Origin of the sequence: Shewanella sp. (assembly GCF_013214165.1) — a bacterium.
Taxonomy (GTDB): domain Bacteria; phylum Pseudomonadota; class Gammaproteobacteria; order Enterobacterales; family Shewanellaceae; genus Shewanella.
The window spans coordinates 67904-91410 of record NZ_JABSSM010000001.1; the positions used below are offsets into that span (position 1 = coordinate 67904).

Genomic DNA, 23507 nt, shown 5'->3' on the forward strand with positions numbered 1-23507 from the left:
TGATCAAATACTGTCAACCGACTGGCCTGTAAGTGCCAAACGGATAGAGTTATCCATACGCTTAGATGCAAAATTTTGCGTGCAAGCATCTAATGTCTCGATGGCTTTTTCAATGGCATCGGTATTATCCAGCGCAGCAACCTGAGCGAGCTCAGCCATACTCTTCTCGATAGTGACACGTTCACCTGCAGATAACAGATCAGCGTCTTTTGTTAACGCGGCTGTCAGGGTCTCTAACACCCGAGCCGCTTCTACTTGCTGCTCTGCCAACATGCGTCTGGTGATATCTTCCTTAGCATTGGCCATGGAATCTTTGAGCATGGTACCAATCTCCACATCGGTTAGCCCGAATGAAGGTTTCACCTGAATACTGGATTTGACTCCGGTAGACTTTTCCATCGCTGTGACGCTGAGTAAGCCATCGGCATCGACCTGAAACGTGACTCGAATATGAGCGGCACCAGCAGCCATTGGCGGTATGCCTTTCAAGGTGAACCTTGCTAGAGAGCGGCAGTCACCCACCAGCTCGCGTTCGCCTTGGACCACATGGAACGCCATCGCTGTCTGACCATCTTTAAACGTGGTAAATTCTTGCGCCTTGGCGACCGGAATGGTGGTGTTACGTGATACCACCTTCTCCACCAGTTCTCCCATGGTCTCAATTCCCAGAGACAGGGGTAACACATCCAACAACAGGAGATCGGACTCAGGTTTATTACCGACCAATATATCCGCTTGAATAGCAGCGCCTATGGCAACGACTCTGTCAGGGTCTATGGATGTCAGCGGCGCCCGACCAAAAAAGTCGGCGACGAGTTCTCTGACCATAGGCACCCGAGTCGAGCCTCCCACCATGGCAATTTCAAGCACTTCATCGGTTTTAATGCCAGCGTCACGCAAAGAGCGACGACAGCTGCTGATGGTTTTCTTCACCAGTTTACCGATTAATGACTCAAATAAGGCTCTGGTAACCTGGTGCTGTAATTGGCTACCATCCGCTAACGTCAATGAAGCCATAACCTCAGTATCTTGGGTCAACTGCTCCTTGATGCGTCTGGCCTCGATAAGCAGTTGTCTGCTGATCGTTGCCGAAGGAGTCACCAGCTGCCATTCATTTAATAAATAGTGATGCAAGAGATGATCGAAGTCATCTCCACCAAGCGCCGAGTCACCTCCGGTGGCCAACACCTCAAACACGCCTTTATTGAGGCGTAATATGGAGATGTCAAAGGTACCACCACCCAGATCATAGACGGCAATCACGCCTTCCTGACCCGAATCCAAGCCATAGGCTATCGCAGCAGCCGTTGGCTCATTCAATAAACGTAAGACCTTGACTCCCAAAAGGGCTGCGGCGTCTTTGGTTCCCTGGCGTTGAGCATCATCGAAATAGGCAGGTACTGTGATCACTACCCCTTCGAGATCGCCACCTAAGGTCTTCTCTGCCCGCGAAATCAGCGGCTTTAAAATTTCGGCCGAAATTTGCACCGGGTTCACCTGACCTTGCTTAGTCACAAACAGAGGAAGGCCATTTTCACTGGCTTCGAATCGATAAGGAAGATCTTGGCTACCTGACTGAATGTCACTGAGGCTGCGACCCATAAAACGTTTAACAGAGATGATGGTGTTTTGCGGGTCTTGTGCCGAATATGATTCGGCTTCGGCGCCGACTTGGATGGCATCGTCCGTATAACGTACAATCGAAGGCAACGAGTGTCTGGATTGCTCATCGGCCAAGGTGTTAGCAACGCCGCTACGAACCGTAGCCACTAACGAATTTGTAGTACCTAGGTCAATGCCAACAGCCAACCTATGTTGATGTGGTGCTGTGCTCTGTCCAGGCTCTGCGATCTGCAAAAGGGCCATAAAATTCCAACCTAAATATTAGCCATTGAGAAAGGATAGCTAATCAAAAAAAGAGTAAAAACGACTAGTCAAACTGTGCATCTTCGATGCGTTCCAGCTCGATTTGTAATTTTGCCATAAATTTCAATTTACGGATAAGGTCTGCTGCGGATGCGAGATCCGACTCAGAATGGCTGAGTAACAAGCCAGCTAAGTCCTGACTGATGCAGTTGCTATACTCATTAAAACAAGCATATAACTCGGCTATCATAGCATCGGGATCTTCACTGTGAGCAATATCTTCTAACGACTCACGCCATTCCATCTGCTGCATCAGAAATTGCGTATCTTTCACCGTGGTCGACTCATGGCTAAGATCTATGCCTGCAAGCGCCAGGATATGTTCGGCTCTCGACAGGGGATTTTTCAATGTCGAGAAGCCATCATTAACCTGAGCGGTTCGTTGCACGGCGATACGTTTATCTTGTTCACTGCAATGAGCAAACTTATCGGGATGAACCGCCCGTTGCAGTTCGTGATAACGTTCTGCAAGTAGGGCGGTGTCAATGTCGTAGGAGGGCGTGAGACTAAACAACTCAAAATAGTTCATGGTTTAATTCTTTCGGCTAGTTAGACTGTGAAGCTTTCGCCACAACCACACTCGCCTTTTGCATTAGGGTTATTAAACTGAAAACCTTCATTGAGCCCTTCTTTAACGAAGTCCAGCTCAATGCCCTGAAGATAGATGAAGCTTTTCGCATCGATAATGATGTTAACATCTGCGACCTCGTAGACTTCATCATCGTCATTCAATGCATCGACAAACTCGATGACATAAACCATGCCTGAACATCCGGAGGTCTTAAGCCCCAGACGTAAACCAATCCCCTTACCGCGGTTAGACAGAAAGCTTTTAACGCGATCTGCGGCGGCCGGAGTCATTGAAATAGCCATCTTAACTCCGGAAATTACTTAGCTTGCTTTGACTTATAATCTTCAATTGCGGCTTTAATGGCATCTTCAGCCAAGATAGAGCAATGAATTTTCACTGGAGGCAATGCAAGCTCTTCAGCAATATCTGTGTTCTTAATCGCAGCAGCTTCTTCGATAGACTTGCCTTTAACCCACTCGGTGATCAGTGAGCTCGATGCGATGGCACTGCCACAACCATAAGTCTTAAACTTGGCATCTTGAATCATGCCCTTGTCATCGATTTTAAGTTGTAACTTCATCACATCACCACAGGCCGGTGCGCCGACCATGCCGGTCACAACTGAGGGATCGTTTTTATCGAAAGACCCTACATTACGTGGGTTTTCATAATGGTCGATTACTTTTTCACTATAAGCCATGATACTACTCCAAAATATTTATTCGTTAATATGCGACTTAGTGGTGGGCCCACTCAACCGTGCTCAAATCAATACCATCTTTGAACATCTCCCAAAGTGGAGACATCTCCCTCAAGTCATCGATAGACTTATTAATAGTTTCGATAGCATGATCTATCTCTTCTTCGGTGGTAAAACGACCGATTGAGAAACGGATCGAGCTATGTGCCATCTCATCATTCAAGCCAAGCGCACGTAAAACATAGCTTGGTTCCAGACTGGCTGAGGTACAGGCTGAACCCGATGATACGGCAAGATCTTTCAATGCCATCATCAAGGACTCACCCTCAACGAAGTTAAAGCTCACATTGAGGCTACCGCAATAACCTTGTGCTTTATCGCCATTGATGTAGGTCTCTTCGATATGCTTGACGCCATCCCACAATCTGTCACGTAATGTTCTGATACGGGCATTGTCTGATGCCATATCGGCTTTAGCCACAGCGGCTGCCTCGCCCATACCCACTATTTGATGGGTCGCCAATGTACCACTGCGCATTCCACGCTCGTGCCCACCACCGTGCATTGTCGCTTCGAGGCGAATACGCGGCTTACGGCGCACATACAAGGCACCGATACCCTTAGGCCCGTACATCTTATGAGCCGAGATTGACATCAAATCAACCTTAGTTTTCTGCATATCTATAGGTAACTTGCCCGCACTCTGGGCTGCATCGACATGAAAAACTATCTTCTTGCTACGACAAAGTTCACCTATGGCATCGATATCCTGAATAACACCAATTTCATTGTTAACCTGCATGATGCTGACAAGAATGGTATCGTCGCGCATAGCCGCTTCAATTCGATCAAGAGGTAGGAATCCGTTTGACTCAGGCTCAAGATAAGTGACTTCAAAACCTTCACGTTCTAACTGACGACAAGTATCCAATACCGCTTTATGCTCTGTCTTACTGGTGATAATGTGCTTACCTTTCTTATGATAGAAATGAGCAACTCCTTTTATGGCCAGATTGTCTGACTCAGTGGCACCCGAGGTAAATACAATTTCACGCGGATCGGCATTGATCAAATCAGCGACCTGATTTCGAGCGATATCAACCGACTCTTCAGCCTGCCAGCCATAGCGATGGGAGCGAGACGCAGGATTACCAAAATTACCGTCCATAGTCAGGCACTGCATCATTTTCTCTGCAACACGTGGATCAACCGGCGTTGTCGCAGCATAATCTAGATAAATAGGAAGCTTCATCACACACTCCGTACAGCGTAGCCTCAGAGAGGCAAAACAGATGTACAAAAAATAATATAAAAATACAAAGTTAACTTATAACGTTACTCTTTGTTCCTGTTGCATTGCGTCTTGCTTCACTGAAATAAATTGAACGTCTCGTTTATTCATTAAGCCAGCAAGGCTGATCCCATTTAAGAAATCTGAAATTTGTTTGCTCAAGTCACCCCACAGGGAATGCGTGAGGCAACGGGTGCCATTCTGACAAGCCCCCTGGCCTTTGCACCTGGTTGCATCGACTGACTCGTCGACGGCGCGAACGACCATACCAACTGAGATATCGACAGCATCGGCACCTAAACGGTAGCCACCGCCGGGTCCTCTGACACTTGAAACCAGTCCATGTCTTCTGAGTTTTGCGAAAAGTTGTTCGAGGTAAGAAAGAGATATCCCTTGACGCTCAGAAATATCGGCTAAAGGTACAGGCCCTGATGTAGAATGCATAGCAACATCTAACATAGCAGTAACTGCATACCTGCCTTTCGAGGTAAGTTTCATAGCGACAATGGCTCCCAATAATGCATAAGGGAATTCAAACATACCCGAGTAATTTAGTCAAGTATTAAACCTAGTAAAACAGTCAAGTATTATGAATTTATAGCTCATATATAACACCGTCCATTTGACTGGGGTATTTAACCCGTTTGCGTCTCAATATTCAATCAATGATTTGGGTTTCTGTTACTGAGAATCAGATAATGGGATCAAACTCATTAATTGCCTTCTCGCGTTGCTTTGCCGCAGCCAACTCAGCATCGCTAAAATCTTCGACGTCAAGTTCTGGTAGTTTATCGGTACAAACACTCCCGCCCATGGTTTGAATCGCTTGACAGACTTCCTGGACTTTTGAGTCCATCAGATGCATATGGTCTAGCATCTGGCCGATGGCATTAGCGACTGGATCTGGGTTATCAGGAGACACGGCATAAGCATCGAAGCCATACTTCTTGGCTATCTCGCTGCGTCTTTTATGCTGTGCTTTATGACCAGCATTTGGCGTTGCAACGATACGCCCTGGTATGCCTACGACAGTGGTATCTTTAGGCACATCTTTCACCACCACAGAATTAGACCCCACACGCGCACCATCATTGATGGTGATTGGCCCCAACACCTGGGCACCGGCACCAATCACCACATTATTGCCCAGCGTAGGATGACGCTTACCCGCTTGCCACGTGGTGCCGCCTAGTGTCACCCCATGATATAGAGTGCAATCATCACCAATCTCAGCGGTTTCGCCGATCACCACGCCCATGCCGTGATCGATAAAGAATCGATCACCTAGGGTGGCGCCCGGATGTATTTCCACACCGGTTAACCAGCGGGAAAAAGTAGATAAACAACGTGAGACCAGGCGCCATTTTCGTTGCCAAAGTTTGTGACTTACCCTATGGATCCAAATCGCCTGCATCCCTGGGTAGTTCAATAATATCTCCAAGGTGCCGTGAGCCGCAGGATCGCGATGATAGATAGCGTTAATATCATCTTTTAATCGAGCAATGACTCCCATGGTTCTATTCCTTATGCTTGTTTGTCGTCTTTCGATGGCATCTGCTTATCTATCGAAGTCAGCATGCCGCGTAAGATATTCATCTCTTGTCTTTCAAGGCGAGCGCGGCTAAACAGACGACGCAGTTTTGTCATCACTTGACCTGGGTGCTGTTTAACGATAAATCCAGTGCCTAATAAGGTTGATTCCAAGTGATCAAAGAAGTTTTCACGTTCTTTGGCAAAAGGATACTCGATTTGTTCTTCGACATAACCTACTGGACGGCCTTTTTCAAATTCACGCTTCTCGTGGTCTAAATGAGCGACACGGGCTTCGTAACAGATGATCTGCACGGCCTGGGCAAGATTCAATGAGGTGTATTCAGGGTTAGCTGGGATAGCGACATGATAATCACACTTCTGCAGCTCTTCATTGCTCAAACCATTATTTTCACGACCAAATACGATCGCAACAGGACCTTCTAGTGCCGATGCGACTAATTTCTCGCCAGCCCCTCTCGGTTCCAGCATGGGCCAATCTAACGTGCGGCTACGCGCACTAGTCGCGATAACCAGGCTGCAATCGGCAATTGCCTCGGCAACACTGTCCACTATCACTGCATGTTTCAAAATATCAGATGCACCGGCTGCCAGGGCTACCGAGTGGCCATCGGGTTGGACCTTAGGTTCGGCTAGATACAGAGTAGAGAGTCCCATGGTTTTCATTGCACGGGCGGTAGAGCCAATATTGCCAGGGTGGGATGTGCCGACGAGTACTACACGAATGTTGCTAAGCATGAAACTACTTAATTTTGATGATTAAACAATGCATAGATATTAACACAGTGAACTTTGTTTGCTTAATACAAAAATCGGTATTTGATATATTCACTTGTTGGCGTATACTACGTCCCGATTATTATATCTGTTCTTTAACATCCAGGGGATTGTAATGCATCCGATGCAGACTATTGCCGTGCGCGCTGCCCGCGCCGCCGGCCAAACGATTATACGTGCTTTTGCTGAACTCGATAAAGTCGAAGTGACAGCGAAAGGTGTGAATGACTACGTGACGAATGTAGACATAGAAGCTGAAGCCGCCATTACATATCAGATCCGTAAATCATACCCAGATCACACCATCATTTGTGAAGAAAGTGGTGAGAACAAAGGCGAGAATAAAGATTACATTTGGATCATTGACCCTCTGGATGGCACTAACAATTTTGTTAGAGGCATTCCTCATTTCGCAGTATCTATTGCCGTTCAATACAAGGGCAAGACAGAAGTTGCAGTAATTTATGATCCAATCCGTGATGAACTGTTTAGCGCAGTACGTGGCAAAGGCGCTAAGTTCAATGATTACCGTATGCGCGTATCTAAGCATAATGATCTTAAAGACACTATTTTAGCGACAGGCTTCCCGTTCAAAGCCAAGCAACACACAGAAACCTACATGAAAATCTTCGCTTCATTGTTTACCCAATGTGCAGATTTACGCCGTGCAGGCTCTCCCGCCCTGGATCTTGCTTATGTTGCTGCGGGTCGCGTAGATGGTTTCTTCGAGATTGGTCTCAAGCCTTGGGATATTGCTGCAGGCGATCTTATCGTGCGTGAAGCTGGCGGCACAGTTACCGACTTTACCGGTAATCACGGCTATATGACGTCAGGCAATATCGTAGCAGGTGCGCCGAAAACGACATCTGCCATAGTGAAAACGGCTCGCCCATTACTGAGCGAAGCACTTAAACGTTAATCTTAGCGTTTAAAAGAACAGATTAAAAAGCCATCAGTCTGATGGCTTTTTTGTTTCAACAAGTGTTAAAATTTTCACCGATTATCATAGTTCATCACTTCCAAGCCAAGCAGCCAACACTCGCTGGTTATCCATTTCTCTACGTATACCCATAATGTGAATTCCGTCACATAGATAAATAAGCAGAATCCTCAAATATTGCTACCATAAAATAAACACCTGCAAGAGATCGCTATGGGAAAGCTATACAGTCAATACGGTTCGAAAAGTCTTAAAGCTGTCGAACATTTCGTGCTCATCATCATTGCCATCGCGACAATTGTCGCCATAGGTCAGGAGATAGTGCATATCGTCGGAAATGCCAGGGTCGATTTAGCCGATCTATTAATGCTTTTTATCTATTTAGAAGTACTGGCTATGGTGGCTAATTATGCCGAATCTGGGAAGCTACCGATACGCATGCCCATCTATATCGCGATTGTTGCACTGGCTCGTTACCTGATATTAGACATAAAAGCCATGGATGATTGGCGAATCATGACCATAGCATTATCCACACTAGTACTCTCAATAACCGTTATTGTTATTCGCTGGGGTCAGCTTAAACTTCCTTACCCACCTAAAGAAGAGCATTAACCAGCAAGCACTCACTTCCCTCACCAAGTATCCCTAGCTAATACCAATCGGTAGCAATGCTCGGTGAGTAAATCCCTTCACTCCCTCACTACTATCGCGCTTGTTAAGTTGAATTTATAAACAGGCTATTTTCTCTCTAACTGAAGCTACAATAGGGAAGTTAGACAGCATAGCGGTTGAGAAAAAATCACTCGCTCACGCCGCATCAGAATTTTTATCCGGTTTTCAGTATTTCTGGGGTAAATCGAACACTGCCCTGCTCACTGGACAACCAAACTTCGCCATCACTGATATTATATTGAAGCTCCATATTACGCGTGACCAGCTCTCCCATCTGCTTCACCGCCTCTTCAGGGATATTCCACACCTTAAGGTTTTTATAACGATCTAATGCTTTTTCATTTTGCTGCCACCATATAGGAACGGCTCGTCCACCATAGGTAAATAGCTGTACTTGTTTCGCTCTGCCACTGGCTTTTCTTAACCACTTCTCATCACTCTGGCCAAACTCAATCCAAAGCTCTATATCGCCCACTAGCGACTTCTCCCAAAGCTCAGGTTCATCTTCGACGCAAAGCCCTTTACTGAATGCCAATGACTCACTGGCATTCATTGCAAAAGCCAGCAGACGGACCATCATGCGGGAGTCTGTTTCTGAAGGATGCTGGGCTAATGTCAGTTGATGATCGTGATAATAGCCACGATCCATATCGGCTATCTGCAGAGTGACTTTGTACACGGTAGCTTTTGGTGCCATAACTTCTAATTCTCTCAATTAATTGGCGCTAGTGTAACTCAATCTCACGCCTAATGAGCGATGTCGCGCTGAATTCGATGAATAAACTCACTAGCGCTGACATTAGATTTTCCCGGCTCTCAAGTGTTTCGCCACGGGGAAGTGGGCTTTAAATTGGCTAACAGTCTCGTTATCGGCATACACAAGACAACGTTGACCCGCTTCGTATAGCTTACTCAGCTCGCCCAGAGTGGGTAACGTCCCTCTATGGGCATCGCGTCTGACAAATTCATTGAGCATAAAAGGCAGCGTTTCAAGACTAAAAATATGATCGAGTTTCTGCATTAATGGCATTGCAGCTATGGGTAACAAGGAGGCTTGAGTCTCATCATCGATGAGTAAGATCTCTCCACCTATGGACAAGCCTTGAAAACCATTATGGTAATGAACAGGCGTCTCATCATCAAACTTATCACCATTGGCTCTGAAAAAATGCTCCCAAAATAGCTTTCTTTGCTTAAATTCAGGCAGTCTTTGCTGCACTTCTTTGCGCTTAGCCGCCACAAAGTCAAACAGAGGCGAGAGAGATGGAGGTAACCAGGACTCGAGTCGTGCCCTTAGCTCTCGAGCGAAAACAGGCGCTGCGCCGGCCGTGCTTATGGCGATTTGCAGACGGCCTCGATCGACTATCGAGGGGGTGATGAACCGACACAATTCGGGGCTATCGACCACATTCACCCAGATCCCACGTTCATCGGCAATACTGGCAAACTTTGCATTAAGCTGGTCGTCGGCAGTCGCAAGATAAACCAGATCGACCCCTTGGATATCTTCAGGTACCACACCACGCTTAACGAGCGTGATACGGCCTTGCAGGGCACACTTAGACACCTCTGCAGAGATATCTGTGGCAATAACCAGAATCTCAGCATGGGTTCTGGCTAACAGGGCTAATTTTCGACTGGCTACATCGCCAGCGCCCACCAACAAGACTTTCAGCTTGAATGTATCGACAAAGAGGGGAAAGTACCGCATTAATGCTCAATTCCTAAACTTGTATTAATGGCAATCGAATTGGAGCTAAAGGCTCCAGCGAAACAGAAGACTAGAGTATATGTATTTGATGTGTAACTGCTAGTGACTTATGTATCTCACAACTCTCAGTGCCACATTGCCAACACAAGTCAAAACTAGCCTCATTCATTTCTTGGCACTTTACGCAGCGCCACCTAGAACCTTCGGCGTTAAGAGATCCGAGTTGAGCCTTAGCGAGCTCATATCTAGACTCAGATACCCAGAGTTCTACATTTTGCAGATCCACTGGCAGCTCGCCTACTCCACCGAGTAAGGCTTCACCACGCAGCTCTACTTCAATTCCACTGGTTTCTAACAGACCTTTCCACATGTGAGCTTGTAATAAATTACCGCCCGCAACCATTCAACGTAGCTCTTCCATGCTATTCCCTACAGCTCTTGCTCCTCTGGCAAATTTGAGATTTGATATATGAGTGCAATATCCTACTGCTAAATTAGCGAGTCTGTCGAGGCCAAGTCGGATAACGCACAAGAATTCAGTTATTTTGCTGTGGAGCACAGTCGATGCTGTGAATATAAAAATGGCAATAAAAAACCACCCTAAGGTGGTTTTTTATGCTTTATAAGATTTAAAAAGCTTAAGGCATCAATTGATCTTGATCTGCGCCCTCTTTTTCTATTTCGACGGGCAGCATGTGCTCACGATTGATCCCTAGCTTAACCGCCAGGAAACTCGCCACGTAGATAGATGAGAAAGTACCGACGAAGATACCCATCAGCAGCGCCGTTGCAAACCCATGGATCATGGTGCCGCCCTTGAGGAACAAGGCGATGACCACAACCAGAGTCGTCCCCGTGGTAATGATGGTACGACTCATGGTCTGAGTGATTGAAGTGTTAACAATCTCCTCTGGCGAACCTTTACGCATCTTAAGGAAGTTTTCACGGATACGGTCGAATACCACGATAGTATCGTTGAGTGAGTAACCGACAACCGTCAAGACACCAGCCAGTACCGTGAGGTCAAAATCCAGCTGCAACACAGAGAACACACCTAAGGTGATAATCACATCGTGTGCCAGTGCCGCCACTGAGCCGAGCGCTAAGCGCCACTCGAAGCGGAAAGAGACATAAATCAAGATACAGATCAGTGCCACTAACACGGCGAGTCCGCCCTGCTCTGCAAGCTCTTTACCAATCTGAGGTCCAACCATCTCCACACGTTTCTGGATCACCTGGGGATCTAATTTAGTCGCCGCCTCCATCACATGCTGGACTTGGGTTTCACTCTTCACACCTTCTTTAACTGGAAGACGGGTGATCACATCTCGGCTCGAACCAAAATTCTGTACCACCACGCCTTCAGTTTCTACGCTAGTAAGTTCGGCGCGCAGTGCCTGCAGGTTTGCAGTCGATGAGAACTCTAGCTCAACAACGGTACCGCCGGTAAAGTCTAGCCCCCAGTTAATGCCTTTAGTCGCGAGCGACGTCAAAGAACCTATAACTAAAATAAGCGACAGGATACTGATTGGCACCGCATGACGCAGAAAGTTGACCGTGCCTTTTATCGATAAAATCTGAAACATAATCAAGTTCCCTTATATAGACAGTTTCTTAACGCGCTTACCACCCCAAACAGCGTTAACTATTGCGCGGGTGCCCACGATTGCGGTGAACATAGACGTCGCGATACCTATCATCAGAGTAACGGCGAAACCTTTCACTGCACCCGTTCCGACAGAGAATAAAATAAGTGCTGTCATAAAAGTGGTGATGTTGGCATCGGCAATGGTAGAGAATGCATTAGCATAACCTTCATGAATGGCCTGCTGCACACTACGACCGTTTCTTAGCTCTTCACGGATACGCTCATAAATCAGCACGTTGCCATCGACTGCCATGCCTACGGTCAATACCATACCAGCGATACCCGGCAGAGTTAGCACAGCCCCAGGGATCATCGACATCACACCGACCACCATGACTAAGTTTGCCGTCAGTGCCAGATTGGCAATCAGACCAAAACCACGGTAGTAAACCAGCATAAACAGCAGCACAACGGCCAAACCCCAGATCATAGCTTGAACACCATTTTGAATGTTCTCAGCACCTAAGCTTGGGCCAATAGTACGTTCTTCAACGATAACCACAGGCGCAATCAAGGCGCCGGCACGCAGCAATAAAGCGAGACTTTGTGCTTCGCCATGATCCAGACCTGTGATAACGAAGTTACGTCCCAGACGCGCTTGTATGGTCGCGACTGAAATAACTTCCTCTATCTTCTCCAGCTTAATGCTGCCATCCGGGTTTTTGGCACCATTATCTTTATACTCGATGAACAAGGTCGCCATTGGTTTACCAATGTTATCCTTAGTCACATTCGAGAAGATTGACCCCCCCTTGGAATCTAGGTTGATGCTTACCTGAGGACGACTGTATTCGTCGAAACTTGGCTGTGCACCTTGAATATGGGTACCAGATAGCATGACTTCTTTATAGAGGGCAACTTCTCCACCTCGACGGCGCTCGTAAATCTGAGAATTAGGTGAGACACGACCACTGGCTATAGCGGCTGCATCGGCTTTCTCATCAACCATGCGAAATTCGATTGATGCCGTAGCACCCAAAATTTTCTTGGCGCGAGCGGTATCTTGTACACCAGGTAGCTGCACGATAATACGCTCTGCACCTTGGCGTTGTACCACAGGCTCAGCAACACCCAGCTCATTGACTCGATTACGGATAGTAGTGATGTTTTGCTGTAATGCATCCTCTTTGACCTGTTTAAGGTAAGTCTCACTGAGATTGGCAATCAAGAAATAGTTGCCACCCGATGAGGTATCGGTGAACACCATGTCATTGCCACTAGACTTGAGGAAACGCTCAGCCTTGGCTAAGCTCTCGGCATCACGGAATTTAATCTCTATGCCTTTAGCACTGTCACGGATACCGGCATAACGAATTCTCTCACCACGCAGGTCAGTTCTGAAATCGGCCATCTTAGACTCGGTCATCTTACGGACCGCTTCGCCCATCTTCACTTCCATCAAGAAGTGAACCCCGCCTCGAAGATCTAAGCCTAGCTTCATTGGGCTGCCGCCCATAGCTTCCAGCCATTCAGGCGTGGCTGGCGCTAAGTTTAAGGCGACGGTGTATTTGTCACCCAGTGCAGCGGATATCGCTTCTCTGGCGAGTAACTGTTGATCGCCGTCCATCACACGAACAAGCAGTTGGCCATTTTCAAGCTCTGAACGCTTCATCACAATATTCTTGCTGGCAAGAATATCCTTGACTGTCGACTGAGTCGCCACAGTCACCTCGGCTCCACGAGTACCAACTACCTGTACCGCGTAGTCCTCGGGGAAGAGATTCGGAATTGCATAGAAAAAACCGACAAAGATGATGCAAGCCACCATCACGTTTTTCCACATTGGGTATTTATTTAACACACCATCGCCCTCTTGGCTTAAAGTGACTTAATAGAGCCTTTAGGCAATACGGCCGCTATGTAATCCTTTTTAATCGTAATTTCAGATGTTTCATTGATTGTCAGTAACACATAATCATTTTCGTCACTGATTTTAGCAATCTTACCTAAAATACCACCACTGGTGAGTACCTCGTCACCCTTGCTCAATGAACCCATTAGGTTCTTTTGCTCTTTGACGCGCTTAGACTGCGGGCGGAAAATCATGAAATAGAAGATCAGGCCGAATATAACCAGCATGAAAATTAACTCCATGGTGCCACCAGTTGCTGGAGCATCTGCAGCGTACGCATTTGAAATGAACATAGTTCTCTCTTCTTATTTAGCAGTAGTTAAAATTAATCAGATAATTTAGGAACTTCACGACCTTGACTGGTATAGAACTCCTCAACGAAGGCGTCTAATGTACCTGTCTCGATTGCACCGCGCAAACCTTGCATCAACCTTTGGTAATACCTAAGGTTATGCATGGTGTTTAAACGCGCACCTAAAATTTCATTACAACGATCTAAATGGTAAAGATATGCCCGTGAATAGTTCTTACAGGTATAGCAATCACATTTAGCATCGAGTGTGGCAGTATCATCACGATGACGCGCATTGCGTATCTTAATCACACCTTCACTGGTAAACAGATGACCGTTGCGGGCATTACGTGTTGGCATCACACAATCAAACATATCGACACCGCGGCGCACACCTTCAACGAGATCTTCTGGCTTACCGACCCCCATCAAGTATCTAGGTTTATCAGCAGGGATTTGCGGACAGACATGCTCTAAAATACGATGCATATCTTCTTTGGGCTCACCCACTGCTAAACCACCGACGGCATAGCCGTCAAAACCTATATCGACTAACCCTTTTACGCTCTCATCACGCAGGTCTTCATAGACGCCGCCTTGAATGATACCAAACAGAGAATTAGTATTTTCTAACTTATCGAACTCATCCCGTGAACGTTGAGCCCAGCGCAGCGACATCTGCATCGATTTACGCGCTTCATCTTCGGTGGCTGGATACGGGGTACATTCATCGAAAATCATCACCACATCACTGCCCAAAGAGTTCTGGATCTGCATGGATTTTTCCGGGTCCAGGAAAATCTTCTCACCGTTGATAGGTGAACGGAAATGCACGCCTGCTTCGGTGATTTTACGGATATCACCTAAACTGAAGACTTGGAATCCACCCGAGTCGGTTAAAATCGGACCTTGCCAGTTCATGAAGTCATGCAGATCACCATGCTTACGCATGATCTCTTCACCCGGGCGTAGCCAGAGGTGGAACGTATTACCCAGAAGAATTTCGGCGCCAGTTTCACGCACTTCTTCCGGTGTCATGCCTTTTACAGTGCCATAAGTGCCCACTGGCATGAAGGCTGGCGTCTCTACTGTGCCACGGTCAAAAATCAAACGGCCGCGTCTGGCACGTCCATCGGTTGTATCTAATTCAAATTTCATGATTTCACCTCGCCAGATAAACAGTCTGACTCACAATTGCCCGCACAGGGCTTAAGAAACCTGTACAAGCTAACATTAAGACTAGAGATAAGGGCAAACAACTGAGTATCAACCCTACATCCTCAAAATATGTACAAAAATAGCAGAAAAAAAATACCCACCTCATCTTGTGGGTGGGTATTTTAAAACAATTTTCGAAATTAGTTCGCTTTTTTAGTCACAAACATGGCGTCACCATAGCTAAAGAAGCGGTATTTTTGCGCGATCGCATGCTGATAGGCGTTTTTTACCTCATCGAAGCCGGCGAAGGCACTGAGTAACATGATGAGGGTCGACTCGGGCAGATGGAAGTTGGTCACCATGGCATCGACCACCTGAAACTCATATCCGGGATAAATAAAGATGTCAGTGTCACTGCAAAATGCTTCCAGTTCAGCAATACTGGCCTTGGCCGCACTCTCTAATGAACGCACCGATGTGGTGCCTACGGCAATAACACGTTTTCCATTCGCTTTAGCTTGTATGACTTTGTCGACAACCTCTTGAGTGACCTCGGCCCACTCAGAATGCATCTTATGCTCGAGGATATTATCCACTTTTACCGGCTGAAAGGTCCCGGCGCCAACGTGTAAGGTGACAAACGCGGTATCGACACCCTTATCGGCCAACGCCTTTAACATAGCATCGTCAAAATGTAATCCCGCCGTTGGTGCGGCTACAGCCCCCGGAGCCTCATTGTAGACAGTCTGATAGCGCTCTTTATCTGCGTCTTCATCTGGGCGATCTATATAGGGCGGCAAAGGCATATGCCCTACATCTTCGAGCACTTCGAGTATGGTTTTTTCCGACAGCAGTTTAAGCTCAAACAAGGCGTCGTGACGGGCAAGCATGATCATCTCATAGCCGCCATCTAAACAGATAATCGAATCGACCTTAGGGGATTTTGAACACCTAACATGAGCCAATATGCTTTTATCATCGAGCATACGCTCGACTAAAAGTTCCAACTTGCCACCGGTCTGCTTCTTGCCAAACAGTCGCGCCGGGATCACCCGAGTGTTGTTGAACACCATAAGATCGCCAGGATTGACCAAATTGAGAATATCGGTAAATTGCTTGTCTGTGACCTGACCAGTATTACCATCTAACGAGAGTAGTCTCGACGCGGTACGTTCGGCGGTAGGATATCGAGCAATAAGCTCGTCAGGAAGTTCGAAAGAAAAATCGGTCACACGCATGGTTAGTCTCTGCTTAACATAAATCCGGCGCTAGTCTATTAACAGAGACAGATAAGATCAAGGATCAGTTACTGCTTTTACCATCTTCCAGGCTGCTTGACTGCTCACCGATATCGAAATCTTCCTTGCGGTAGCTATGCTGCTCGTAGGGAATATCGATTTGCACACGCTTTCGCTGAGATCGCTCTTTCTTGAGAAACACTTTAGATAACCAGTTCCACATCGTCCTTGACCCTTAAACCGATAATTGATGAGAATACAACCAAAACGATGCACATCCTTAAGAAGTCACTCTAAAACCCATTTTAATTGGAGAAAAACTATCTTAGCATCTGAGGCCATGATAACGTGAAACTTGAGTTATAACCAAGAAAATTAACAAAAACATCATGAACTTCCTCGCACACCTACATCTTGCCGATAATTGTAAAACCAGTTTAGCGGCTAATCTTGCCGGCGATTTTGCCAAAGGCAACATAGCCAATTATCCTAAACACTTACAGCAAGGGATCTGGATACACAGACAAATTGACCAACTCACAGACAGCCACGAACTCACCAAAGACCTAGTCGCCCAGTTTCCCAAGAGTTTAACCAGAGCCGCGCCAATTATTGTCGATCTGGCGTTCGATCATATGTTGGCGAAATATTGGGATGAATATCATCATCTTACCCTGCAACAATTTGCCGATAATGCTTACGATGCCATAGATGCTTGTGAACACTTGCCAGAAAAATTGCAGCTACTCGCGCCGAAAATCCGCAGCGAAAACTGGCTTAGCGCGTATAGAAGCAAGAAAGGTCTCCACCGAACCATCAACTCTGTCGCGCAGCGCCTCTCTAAACCGGAAATTTTCCAAGGTGCAACCCAAGCGGTCGACAAGCTGGATATCGAGATAGAGATTGCCTTTAGAACTTTCTATCCACAACTGATGGCCTACAGCCGAATTTGGGCCCGTAAGACACCGACAGAATATTTATAACGGGCTTTAGGGCTTTAGGGCTTTAGGGCTTTAGGGCTTTAGCAGCATAAAATCCAATAAAATTCAGTCTTAGCAATTCTCAACGGGATCTGTTTTTGCTAGAATTCGCCGCTACAGGAGAACTCATGCAGATATTCACTTACGCCCCCCCTTCAGTGCCTTGGTTAGATATACGCTATCGAGACCGAGATTTACTCGTTATCAATAAACCTTCGGGTCTACTCTCCAATCCCGGTCGAGCAGAGCATACCTTTGATTGCGCACTCACCCGTTTACTGCAGCGATACCCTGAAACCATACTGGTACATCGTCTCGACTGTGCGACTTCTGGCATTATGGTTTTTGCGCTAAATAAGCAGGCAGAGTCTAATATTAAGACTCAATTTCAGAATAGAATGAGTAAGAAAACCTACATTGCTGAGGTTCGTGGATTATTGAGCCAAGATCAAGGCGTGATAGAGCTGGCAATGAAAGCCGATAAAACCCGGCCTCCGCTGCAAGAGATAGCCGCAGATGGCAAAGCCTCTAAGACCTATTACAAGGTGCTGGAGCGCAGAGAAAGCAGTACCTTGGTAGAGTTAACACCTGTGACAGGCAGGACGCATCAACTCAGACTTCATATGCTGGCTATAGGTCATCCAATATTAGGCGATGATTTTTATGGGGATGAAGAGGTAATAGCGGCTTCAAACAGGCTTAGATTACATGCGATGTCATTGAGCATCGGCCATCCATTTTCGGGGAAAGAGATGACATTTAAGAGCTTTCACCCTTTTCGAAGAAGCTAAATTCGTGAAGAAAGTCTCAAGGAAACACTAGTTTAAGATAGGCATCGGCAAGACTCCTTCACCCTGATGCCTTCTATCCTGCTTGCAAGCTGTGTGATTTGCAATCAAACTATGCCGCTTTAGCGGTATAGTAACACTCGCTCGAATTACAAAATTTCAGTGAATTATCATCTGTTAACAAGAAATATTCACCAAAAATATTGCCACCTTTATCTTCGAGTTTTAAGCCTGCCTCTGTTTGAGTGCACAGCATTACATCTAAGCTATGACAGCCATCGCTTGACCAAATTTCTAAATAAATTTTATCGTCCTGCCTATAAAGCGTTAATGTGTTTGAAGTGCTGTCACGCCCATCAATCCATCGACCCATGACTTCACGAGCCTCTAAGTCTTTATGCTGCCAACCTAAGCGTTTTCGCTTATCTACTACTGACATTTTAATCACCTTGAGTAATTCTCTGCTTTCTGTAGGGCGATCTGGGTATTGTATGACTTCAGCCATTGAACTCATTTTCAATTAACTCCATTGAAACTAGACGTGTTACCACTTATATGCACTTTAAACTAAACTGACACCGAATAACCGCAAGTTGTTTACAACTCAGTTTAGCTCAATATCTGACTAAAAGTGTAACCTATTTCTACCATAAAAATGCGATCCAAGTCACTTTTTATGCACAATATTGGTTAATTTTTGCCTAGCGAGCAGATTGATTCGATTTTATGTTCAGGGAAGCGAGTTTAGCGCTTCAGGGGCAAGGCAACGAGTATGGAACATAAGGGAGAATAGCCCTATGAATTCGCTAACAAGAAGAGTCATCAGCTTATATATCACCTCTCATTACAAGATCTGGAGCCAGTCCTATATTTCTCATCGCTATGCCGACTTCTGTGGCAATAAAAGGCCTGACATCACATTCTCAGCCACTATCGTTTTCACCAGCTTACTCGGTTTAAGCAATTTCCACCGGTTCGAACAGCACTTCTTGAAACTGAAAATAAACTTCACTTCAACGAAAAATTCAAACTAACCAGATGGATCAAGCTAGCAGTTTCAGCCTATCAGCCATATTGGCAAGTTCCATGCAGTAACTCAGTATCCCTGAAGCAAAAAGGATAGCTGGTATGCAAAAGGCAAATAATGCAGCCACTCAGTCGCATAGTCGTATGCAGAATACAAATTCCGATGAATTACATGTTCTCTGGATAAATAAACATGCGGATTTTGTCGGTGGAGCGGAGCGCTATATCCACGATACCGTGAAGGCATTAGCTGAAAAAGGCATTAAATCAACCTTGCTATATCAGTTAGACGGCAAGATCCATCCCAGATTCACTCATGTATTTAATAGTGTCTATCCAATCACAGAGCTTAAAACACAACTCAAAAACCACGCCGCCACTGTTATTTACCTCCATCAGCTAGACCATGTACAGGATATAGAGACTTGCGTTCACAGTGGTATTGCCAGTATTCGTTTTTATCACGACCATAAACTCTTCTGCCTTAGGGAGCACAAATACACCACAATAGGGCTCAACACTTGTCAGCGAAAAACGGGGCCAACCTGCTATGCCTGCTTAGGTTTTATTGGTCGAAATTCCCAACATAAATTAACCCTGAATCGACTGGGTAATTTACGCGCTCAACAACACAGTAATCAAAAATTAGCCGGGTTTATTGTTGGCTCTCAATATATGTCACAGGTCCTCAAACAACATGAGTTTGACGTGAGTAAAACCCATGTGATCCCGCTATTCACCACCTCCAACAAATCAACCTTCAAGCTGCCACAGCCTCGATACTCGAACCAGTTGCTCTACGTTGGCAGCCTGATGCGCGGCAAGGGCGTCGACCTGTTATTACATGCGATTGCTAGGCAGAATAAGCAGGCTAACTTACTGATCTGCGGAGAGGGTCCTCAAAAAGAGGAGTTGCAACAACTCAGCCAAAAACTTGGAATTGATACCAGAGTGGAATTTAAGGGCCAGTGTAACCCAGAGACATTGGCCAAATACTACCAACAAGCATCGGCGCTGGTGATCCCATCTCGCACGCCTGAAACTTTTTGTTTGACGGGTATAGAGGCGCTTTCCTATGCCTGCCCCGTGATCGCAACCCGTGTCGGTGCGATCCCCGAGTGGTTACAAGATGGCGTAAACGGCACTCTAGTAGAGAGCAATAATCTTGTCGCACTCAGTGACGCTATTCGGGAGCACCTTCTCCACCCCCAAACGACTCAGAGCCATACTCAGCAAGATATTATGCAGCAATACAATTTAGAGACTCATATTAACCAGCTTCTACAGGTTTTTCACCATGTCCAGAGGGAAAATTCAAGCCACACCATCACGGCAACGTCAACGTCAATCACCGAAGGGAGCAGCCATGTTAACCATTAAACACGTCACTCTGCTACAAGATCCCCAGGCGGAAGATTTTTGCCAAGATGTACTGACACAGGTGTGCGATACCGTCGAGACATACCTGGATAAAAACCAAGTCTGCGCCTTAGTCTTATTAGGCGGTTATGGCCGCGGTGAAGGAGGATTGATCTGCCACCCTGTGAGTGGCAAGCTCTATCCACACAATAATTTCGATCTGCTACTGATCCTTAACCGGCAGATATATGCAGATCCACAGCTAAAAAAGTCCATTAATCAGGCGTTGCAGCCTATTAGCCAGCAAGCGGGATTAGGAATTGATATCTCTTTTACCACCCGAGCTAAGATGCGTAGTTCGGCTTGTCGCGTGATCTGGTATGACATGCGACACGGTCACCGAACCTTGCTAGGGGATGAAGATTTCGTGCCGTCATTAACCCAACATACGCTGCAGAACATCCCGGCTTGGGATGCACGAAACCTCTTGATTAACAGGGGTTCCCTATTGCTTATCAATCGATTTTTATTGGCTCAAAACGAACCCGATCGTTATCGAACCACCATCATTAAACATACCATGAAAGCGATCATTGGCTATGGTGATGCGCTCTTGTTCTCCTTAGGGAAATACCATTGGTCTTATGCAGAAAAACAGCTGCGTATGACCCATGAAACCAGCATAGAACCAGGGTTCAAACAGCTGTATCTAGAGGCAATGAGTTTTCGCTTTTCCCCCAGCTATACTCGGTTTGAGAATATCGAGCTCAACGACTGGAACGAATCCATCATAACCGCCTTGCAGCCTGTCCATCTTCGCTGTGAGCGCCAGCGTCTGCACCAAGCGGATCTCACCTGGACAAGCTACCTTAAATACGCATCCAGTGATGCCTTTTGGCATAACGACAACCAGTTTAAAAATCTGATGAAGCGCACTCTGGGACGGCTAATGCAGGAGGGAATGATGACGCGAAGGCTTACCATTATCCAAGAGGCTCCTCCCTGGACTTATCTGGCATTGACTCAAGCGGAAAAACTGCCGCTGTGCTTTCCCTATGTGCTCTATCGTCAAGGGAAACAAGCAGAAGGCGCTGCCGATGTCTTGACTCGGCGCTACCTTAAAAACTGGCAGAACTTTGTGGATACTAACCTAGCTAATCTACTGGACGGCTTAGGCTTATCCTTGGAGGAGGCTAACTTATGATTTATCTAAGTGCAGATATTCATCACGCCAGTTTGCGCACCGGCAATCAAGCCCATTGTGATATCTCAGAGCTAGGCACGGCAAGGTTATTTCTTAAGCGTATCGAACAGGCGCACGTCAAGTTAACTTGCTTTATTACCGGTCGCTGTTTCGTCGAAGAATGGGCCGATACACGGGTGCTATGCATGAGTGACTGGGTTGAAATTGGTGGTCACACCTGGAGTGGTTTTACGCCACAGATTTGGCACCGCATCTGTAACAAGCTGTTAGGCAACTATAACGGCCCGCACTGGTATCAATATTTAGATACTCTAGGCACCATCAAGATCATCGAACGCAAGACTGGCAAGCGGATAACCTGCTGGCGAAACCACATGTATATGCATGGTCCCAATACCGACAGAGTATTGAGCCAGCTCGGGATCAAGCTGTGCTCCGATGGAGTAAAACGCAACAATTTTCAGCCCCTCGAATCCAAGCATGGGGTGTATAACTTCCCTATTAACATCATTCCTGACCATGAGCACCTCTACCACGCAGAGCGCACCCCTGAATGGGTCGAACACTGGCAAAAACGTTACTCATGGTCCGATGATTTTGGCAGCGAAAGCTACTATATCCGCGAATGGACAGAGCGGGTGTTAAACCAGCTGAAAAGGTGTGAAGCCAAGGGGCTCGATGCCAACTTATTGATCCACCCCATCACCATGTACTTATGTGACAAGTTTCAATGCTTCGACCAGATACTCGACTACATAAGTACCCAAGAGACGGCTTGGCTCAGTGACGCAATCCCAGTCCCTCAATCTTCACCGGACTTCACAGAGGAAACTCGCCATGCCTGAATCAGCCTCACAAGAGCATAAGAAAGCTACAATCGCCGCGCCCCTTAATTTGAGCAGCCACAGATTAGCCATCATCATGCGCTCAAAGAACTCAGCTTGGGTCATCGCCAACACACTTGCGGCGCTACATTCACAAGACTTCCAAGATTATGATTTGATTCTGGTGGATTCAGGTTCGACAGATACAACTCTAGACATCGCCCGCTTCTATGATTGCCAACTCATCCATATAGAGCCAGGCGATTACTACCCGGGTAAGGTGCTCAATCAGGCCATTGAGCAATGTCAGGCCGATATCCTGGTTTTTCTAAACTCAGACGCCGTATTACTGAGGGACGACTCCCTCTCTCATTTACTCGATGCGTTTAATGCTCCCGACACTGTCGCAGCATTTGGCCGTCAGATCCCCCGCCCCGAAGCCCATCAATGGGTAAAGCGCGATTATGCCACCAGCTTTCCTGCAACAGGCACTCCCCCAAGCTGGATAACCTTGTCATTACCCTTCGCCGCCATGCGCCGACAATATTGGCTACAACATCCTTTCTATGAGGATGCCTGGGGATCTGAAGATACTGAATGGGGACATTGGGCGCAAACTTGCGGATACAAAATAGCCTATGTTCCCCAGGCACTTCTTATGCATTCTCATAATTACACCTTGAAACAATTGTACGGTCGACGGTTTGTGGAGGGAGAAGCGGATGCGTTTATCTATCATAAAAAGCATAAGCTTATCTCAGCCTTTACTCGTTTTTGCAAAGGATTTATCCGCGGCTGTTATCACCACATCATCACAGCTGACTTAGCAGGGCTGCTCGCCACTCCGGGTCGAGTGTGTGTCTACCACTGGGCATATTATTCCGGCTTACGCTGGGGTAACACCCGGATTAGCTTGCAGTTAAAAAACGACTCGACTGGTCAACAAGCCGTGTTATCCCGCTACCAGTGATCTCAACCCTTGAATACGTTCAGTAA

At 46.5% G+C, this 23507-nt stretch carries 26 protein-coding genes; 8 read left to right on the forward strand and 18 right to left on the reverse strand.

Going from position 1 to position 23507, the window contains the following annotated elements:
* Positions 1–3: 3 nt before the first annotated feature.
* From hscA to trmJ, 8 genes are all read right to left on the reverse strand, one after another.
* Positions 4–1866, reverse strand: coding sequence for a Fe-S protein assembly chaperone HscA (gene hscA / locus HRU42_RS00285; RefSeq protein WP_295027909.1), 1863 nt, complete (start codon positions 1864–1866; stop codon positions 4–6).
* A gap of 64 nt (positions 1867–1930) precedes the next feature.
* On the reverse strand, positions 1931–2455 hold the full coding sequence (gene hscB, locus HRU42_RS00290; protein ID WP_295027911.1) for a co-chaperone HscB: 525 nt from the start codon (positions 2453–2455) through the stop codon (positions 1931–1933).
* A gap of 20 nt (positions 2456–2475) precedes the next feature.
* Positions 2476–2799 carry an iron-sulfur cluster assembly protein IscA gene (gene iscA / locus HRU42_RS00295; RefSeq protein WP_295027913.1) on the reverse strand — a complete coding sequence of 108 codons (324 nt, stop codon included), beginning with the start codon at positions 2797–2799 and terminating at the stop codon, positions 2476–2478.
* A gap of 14 nt (positions 2800–2813) precedes the next feature.
* Complete coding sequence (gene iscU, locus HRU42_RS00300) at positions 2814–3197, reverse strand: Fe-S cluster assembly scaffold IscU (RefSeq protein ID WP_005497959.1); 384 nt, start codon at positions 3195–3197, stop codon at positions 2814–2816.
* A 37-nt stretch (positions 3198–3234) separates the two neighbouring features.
* Positions 3235–4449, reverse strand: a complete 1215-nt coding sequence (locus tag HRU42_RS00305; RefSeq protein WP_295027918.1) for an IscS subfamily cysteine desulfurase — start codon at positions 4447–4449, stop codon at positions 3235–3237.
* A 75-nt stretch (positions 4450–4524) separates the two neighbouring features.
* Positions 4525–4986 (reverse strand): Fe-S cluster assembly transcriptional regulator IscR, encoded by a 462-nt coding sequence (gene iscR / locus HRU42_RS00310; protein WP_193633009.1) that lies wholly within the window; start codon positions 4984–4986, stop codon positions 4525–4527.
* Positions 4987–5179: 193 nt separating this feature from the next.
* Positions 5180–6001 (reverse strand): serine O-acetyltransferase, encoded by an 822-nt coding sequence (cysE, locus tag HRU42_RS00315; RefSeq protein WP_295027921.1) that lies wholly within the window; start codon positions 5999–6001, stop codon positions 5180–5182.
* An 11-nt stretch (positions 6002–6012) separates the two neighbouring features.
* Positions 6013–6777: a tRNA (cytosine(32)/uridine(32)-2'-O)-methyltransferase TrmJ gene (gene trmJ, locus HRU42_RS00320; RefSeq protein ID WP_295027923.1), complete on the reverse strand. Its 765-nt coding sequence runs from the start codon at positions 6775–6777 to the stop codon at positions 6013–6015.
* Positions 6778–6931: 154 nt separating this feature from the next.
* Between trmJ and suhB the strand changes: the two genes are divergently transcribed.
* Positions 6932–7735: an inositol-1-monophosphatase gene (gene suhB / locus HRU42_RS00325; protein WP_295027924.1), complete on the forward strand. Its 804-nt coding sequence runs from the start codon at positions 6932–6934 to the stop codon at positions 7733–7735.
* Positions 7736–7969: 234 nt separating this feature from the next.
* Positions 7970–8371: a phosphate-starvation-inducible PsiE family protein gene (locus HRU42_RS00330; RefSeq protein WP_295027926.1), complete on the forward strand. Its 402-nt coding sequence runs from the start codon at positions 7970–7972 to the stop codon at positions 8369–8371.
* A 214-nt stretch (positions 8372–8585) separates the two neighbouring features.
* On the opposite strand, the gene HRU42_RS00335 is transcribed toward HRU42_RS00330, so the two are convergent.
* From HRU42_RS00335 to HRU42_RS00375, 9 genes are all read right to left on the reverse strand, one after another.
* The gene (locus HRU42_RS00335; RefSeq protein ID WP_295027928.1) at positions 8586–9128 is read right to left on the reverse strand and encodes a YaeQ family protein; all 543 of its coding nucleotides are present in this window, start codon (positions 9126–9128) and stop codon (positions 8586–8588) included.
* A gap of 102 nt (positions 9129–9230) precedes the next feature.
* On the reverse strand, positions 9231–10142 hold the full coding sequence (locus HRU42_RS00340; RefSeq protein WP_295027930.1) for a bifunctional precorrin-2 dehydrogenase/sirohydrochlorin ferrochelatase: 912 nt from the start codon (positions 10140–10142) through the stop codon (positions 9231–9233).
* 70 nt (positions 10143–10212) lie between these two features.
* On the reverse strand, positions 10213–10545 hold the full coding sequence (locus HRU42_RS00345) for a DUF2007 domain-containing protein (protein WP_295027932.1): 333 nt from the start codon (positions 10543–10545) through the stop codon (positions 10213–10215).
* A gap of 235 nt (positions 10546–10780) precedes the next feature.
* Positions 10781–11728: a protein translocase subunit SecF gene (gene secF / locus HRU42_RS00350; RefSeq protein ID WP_295027934.1), complete on the reverse strand. Its 948-nt coding sequence runs from the start codon at positions 11726–11728 to the stop codon at positions 10781–10783.
* 12 nt (positions 11729–11740) lie between these two features.
* The gene (gene secD, locus HRU42_RS00355; protein WP_295027935.1) at positions 11741–13591 is read right to left on the reverse strand and encodes a protein translocase subunit SecD; all 1851 of its coding nucleotides are present in this window, start codon (positions 13589–13591) and stop codon (positions 11741–11743) included.
* Between the two features lie 17 nt (positions 13592–13608).
* Positions 13609–13935 carry a preprotein translocase subunit YajC gene (gene yajC / locus HRU42_RS00360; RefSeq protein ID WP_295027937.1) on the reverse strand — a complete coding sequence of 109 codons (327 nt, stop codon included), beginning with the start codon at positions 13933–13935 and terminating at the stop codon, positions 13609–13611.
* Between the two features lie 32 nt (positions 13936–13967).
* A complete protein-coding gene (gene tgt / locus HRU42_RS00365) occupies positions 13968–15092 on the reverse strand; it encodes a tRNA guanosine(34) transglycosylase Tgt (RefSeq protein WP_295027939.1) in 1125 nt (374 codons plus the stop codon).
* A 200-nt stretch (positions 15093–15292) separates the two neighbouring features.
* The gene (gene queA, locus HRU42_RS00370) at positions 15293–16330 is read right to left on the reverse strand and encodes a tRNA preQ1(34) S-adenosylmethionine ribosyltransferase-isomerase QueA (protein WP_295027941.1); all 1038 of its coding nucleotides are present in this window, start codon (positions 16328–16330) and stop codon (positions 15293–15295) included.
* Between the two features lie 64 nt (positions 16331–16394).
* Entirely contained in the window at positions 16395–16553 is a 159-nt protein-coding gene (locus tag HRU42_RS00375; RefSeq protein WP_295027942.1) for a hypothetical protein, read from the reverse strand.
* A gap of 166 nt (positions 16554–16719) precedes the next feature.
* Between HRU42_RS00375 and HRU42_RS00380 the strand changes: the two genes are divergently transcribed.
* Together HRU42_RS00380 and HRU42_RS00385 are read left to right on the forward strand one after the other, a co-directional pair.
* Positions 16720–17313: an ACP phosphodiesterase gene (locus HRU42_RS00380; RefSeq protein ID WP_295027943.1), complete on the forward strand. Its 594-nt coding sequence runs from the start codon at positions 16720–16722 to the stop codon at positions 17311–17313.
* A gap of 125 nt (positions 17314–17438) precedes the next feature.
* Positions 17439–18101, forward strand: coding sequence for a pseudouridine synthase (locus tag HRU42_RS00385; protein ID WP_295027945.1), 663 nt, complete (start codon positions 17439–17441; stop codon positions 18099–18101).
* Positions 18102–18210: 109 nt separating this feature from the next.
* Here HRU42_RS00385 and HRU42_RS00390 read toward each other — a convergent pair whose 3' ends face one another.
* Entirely contained in the window at positions 18211–18612 is a 402-nt protein-coding gene (locus tag HRU42_RS00390) for a hypothetical protein (protein ID WP_295028055.1), read from the reverse strand.
* A 614-nt stretch (positions 18613–19226) separates the two neighbouring features.
* Between HRU42_RS00390 and HRU42_RS00395 the strand changes: the two genes are divergently transcribed.
* The 4 genes from HRU42_RS00395 to HRU42_RS00410 are packed head-to-tail and all read left to right on the forward strand — an operon-like array spanning position 19227 to position 23481.
* Positions 19227–20504 carry a glycosyltransferase family 4 protein gene (locus HRU42_RS00395; RefSeq protein ID WP_295027947.1) on the forward strand — a complete coding sequence of 426 codons (1278 nt, stop codon included), beginning with the start codon at positions 19227–19229 and terminating at the stop codon, positions 20502–20504.
* Positions 20491–21687, forward strand: coding sequence for a hypothetical protein (locus tag HRU42_RS00400; RefSeq protein ID WP_295027949.1), 1197 nt, complete (start codon positions 20491–20493; stop codon positions 21685–21687). The genes HRU42_RS00395 and HRU42_RS00400 overlap by 14 nt, the downstream gene beginning before the upstream one ends.
* Positions 21684–22532, forward strand: a complete 849-nt coding sequence (locus HRU42_RS00405) for a hypothetical protein (protein WP_295027951.1) — start codon at positions 21684–21686, stop codon at positions 22530–22532. Before HRU42_RS00400 ends, HRU42_RS00405 begins: the two co-directional genes overlap by 4 nt.
* Positions 22525–23481 carry a glycosyltransferase gene (locus HRU42_RS00410; protein ID WP_295027953.1) on the forward strand — a complete coding sequence of 319 codons (957 nt, stop codon included), beginning with the start codon at positions 22525–22527 and terminating at the stop codon, positions 23479–23481. Before HRU42_RS00405 ends, HRU42_RS00410 begins: the two co-directional genes overlap by 8 nt.
* Positions 23482–23507: the final 26 nt, after the last annotated feature.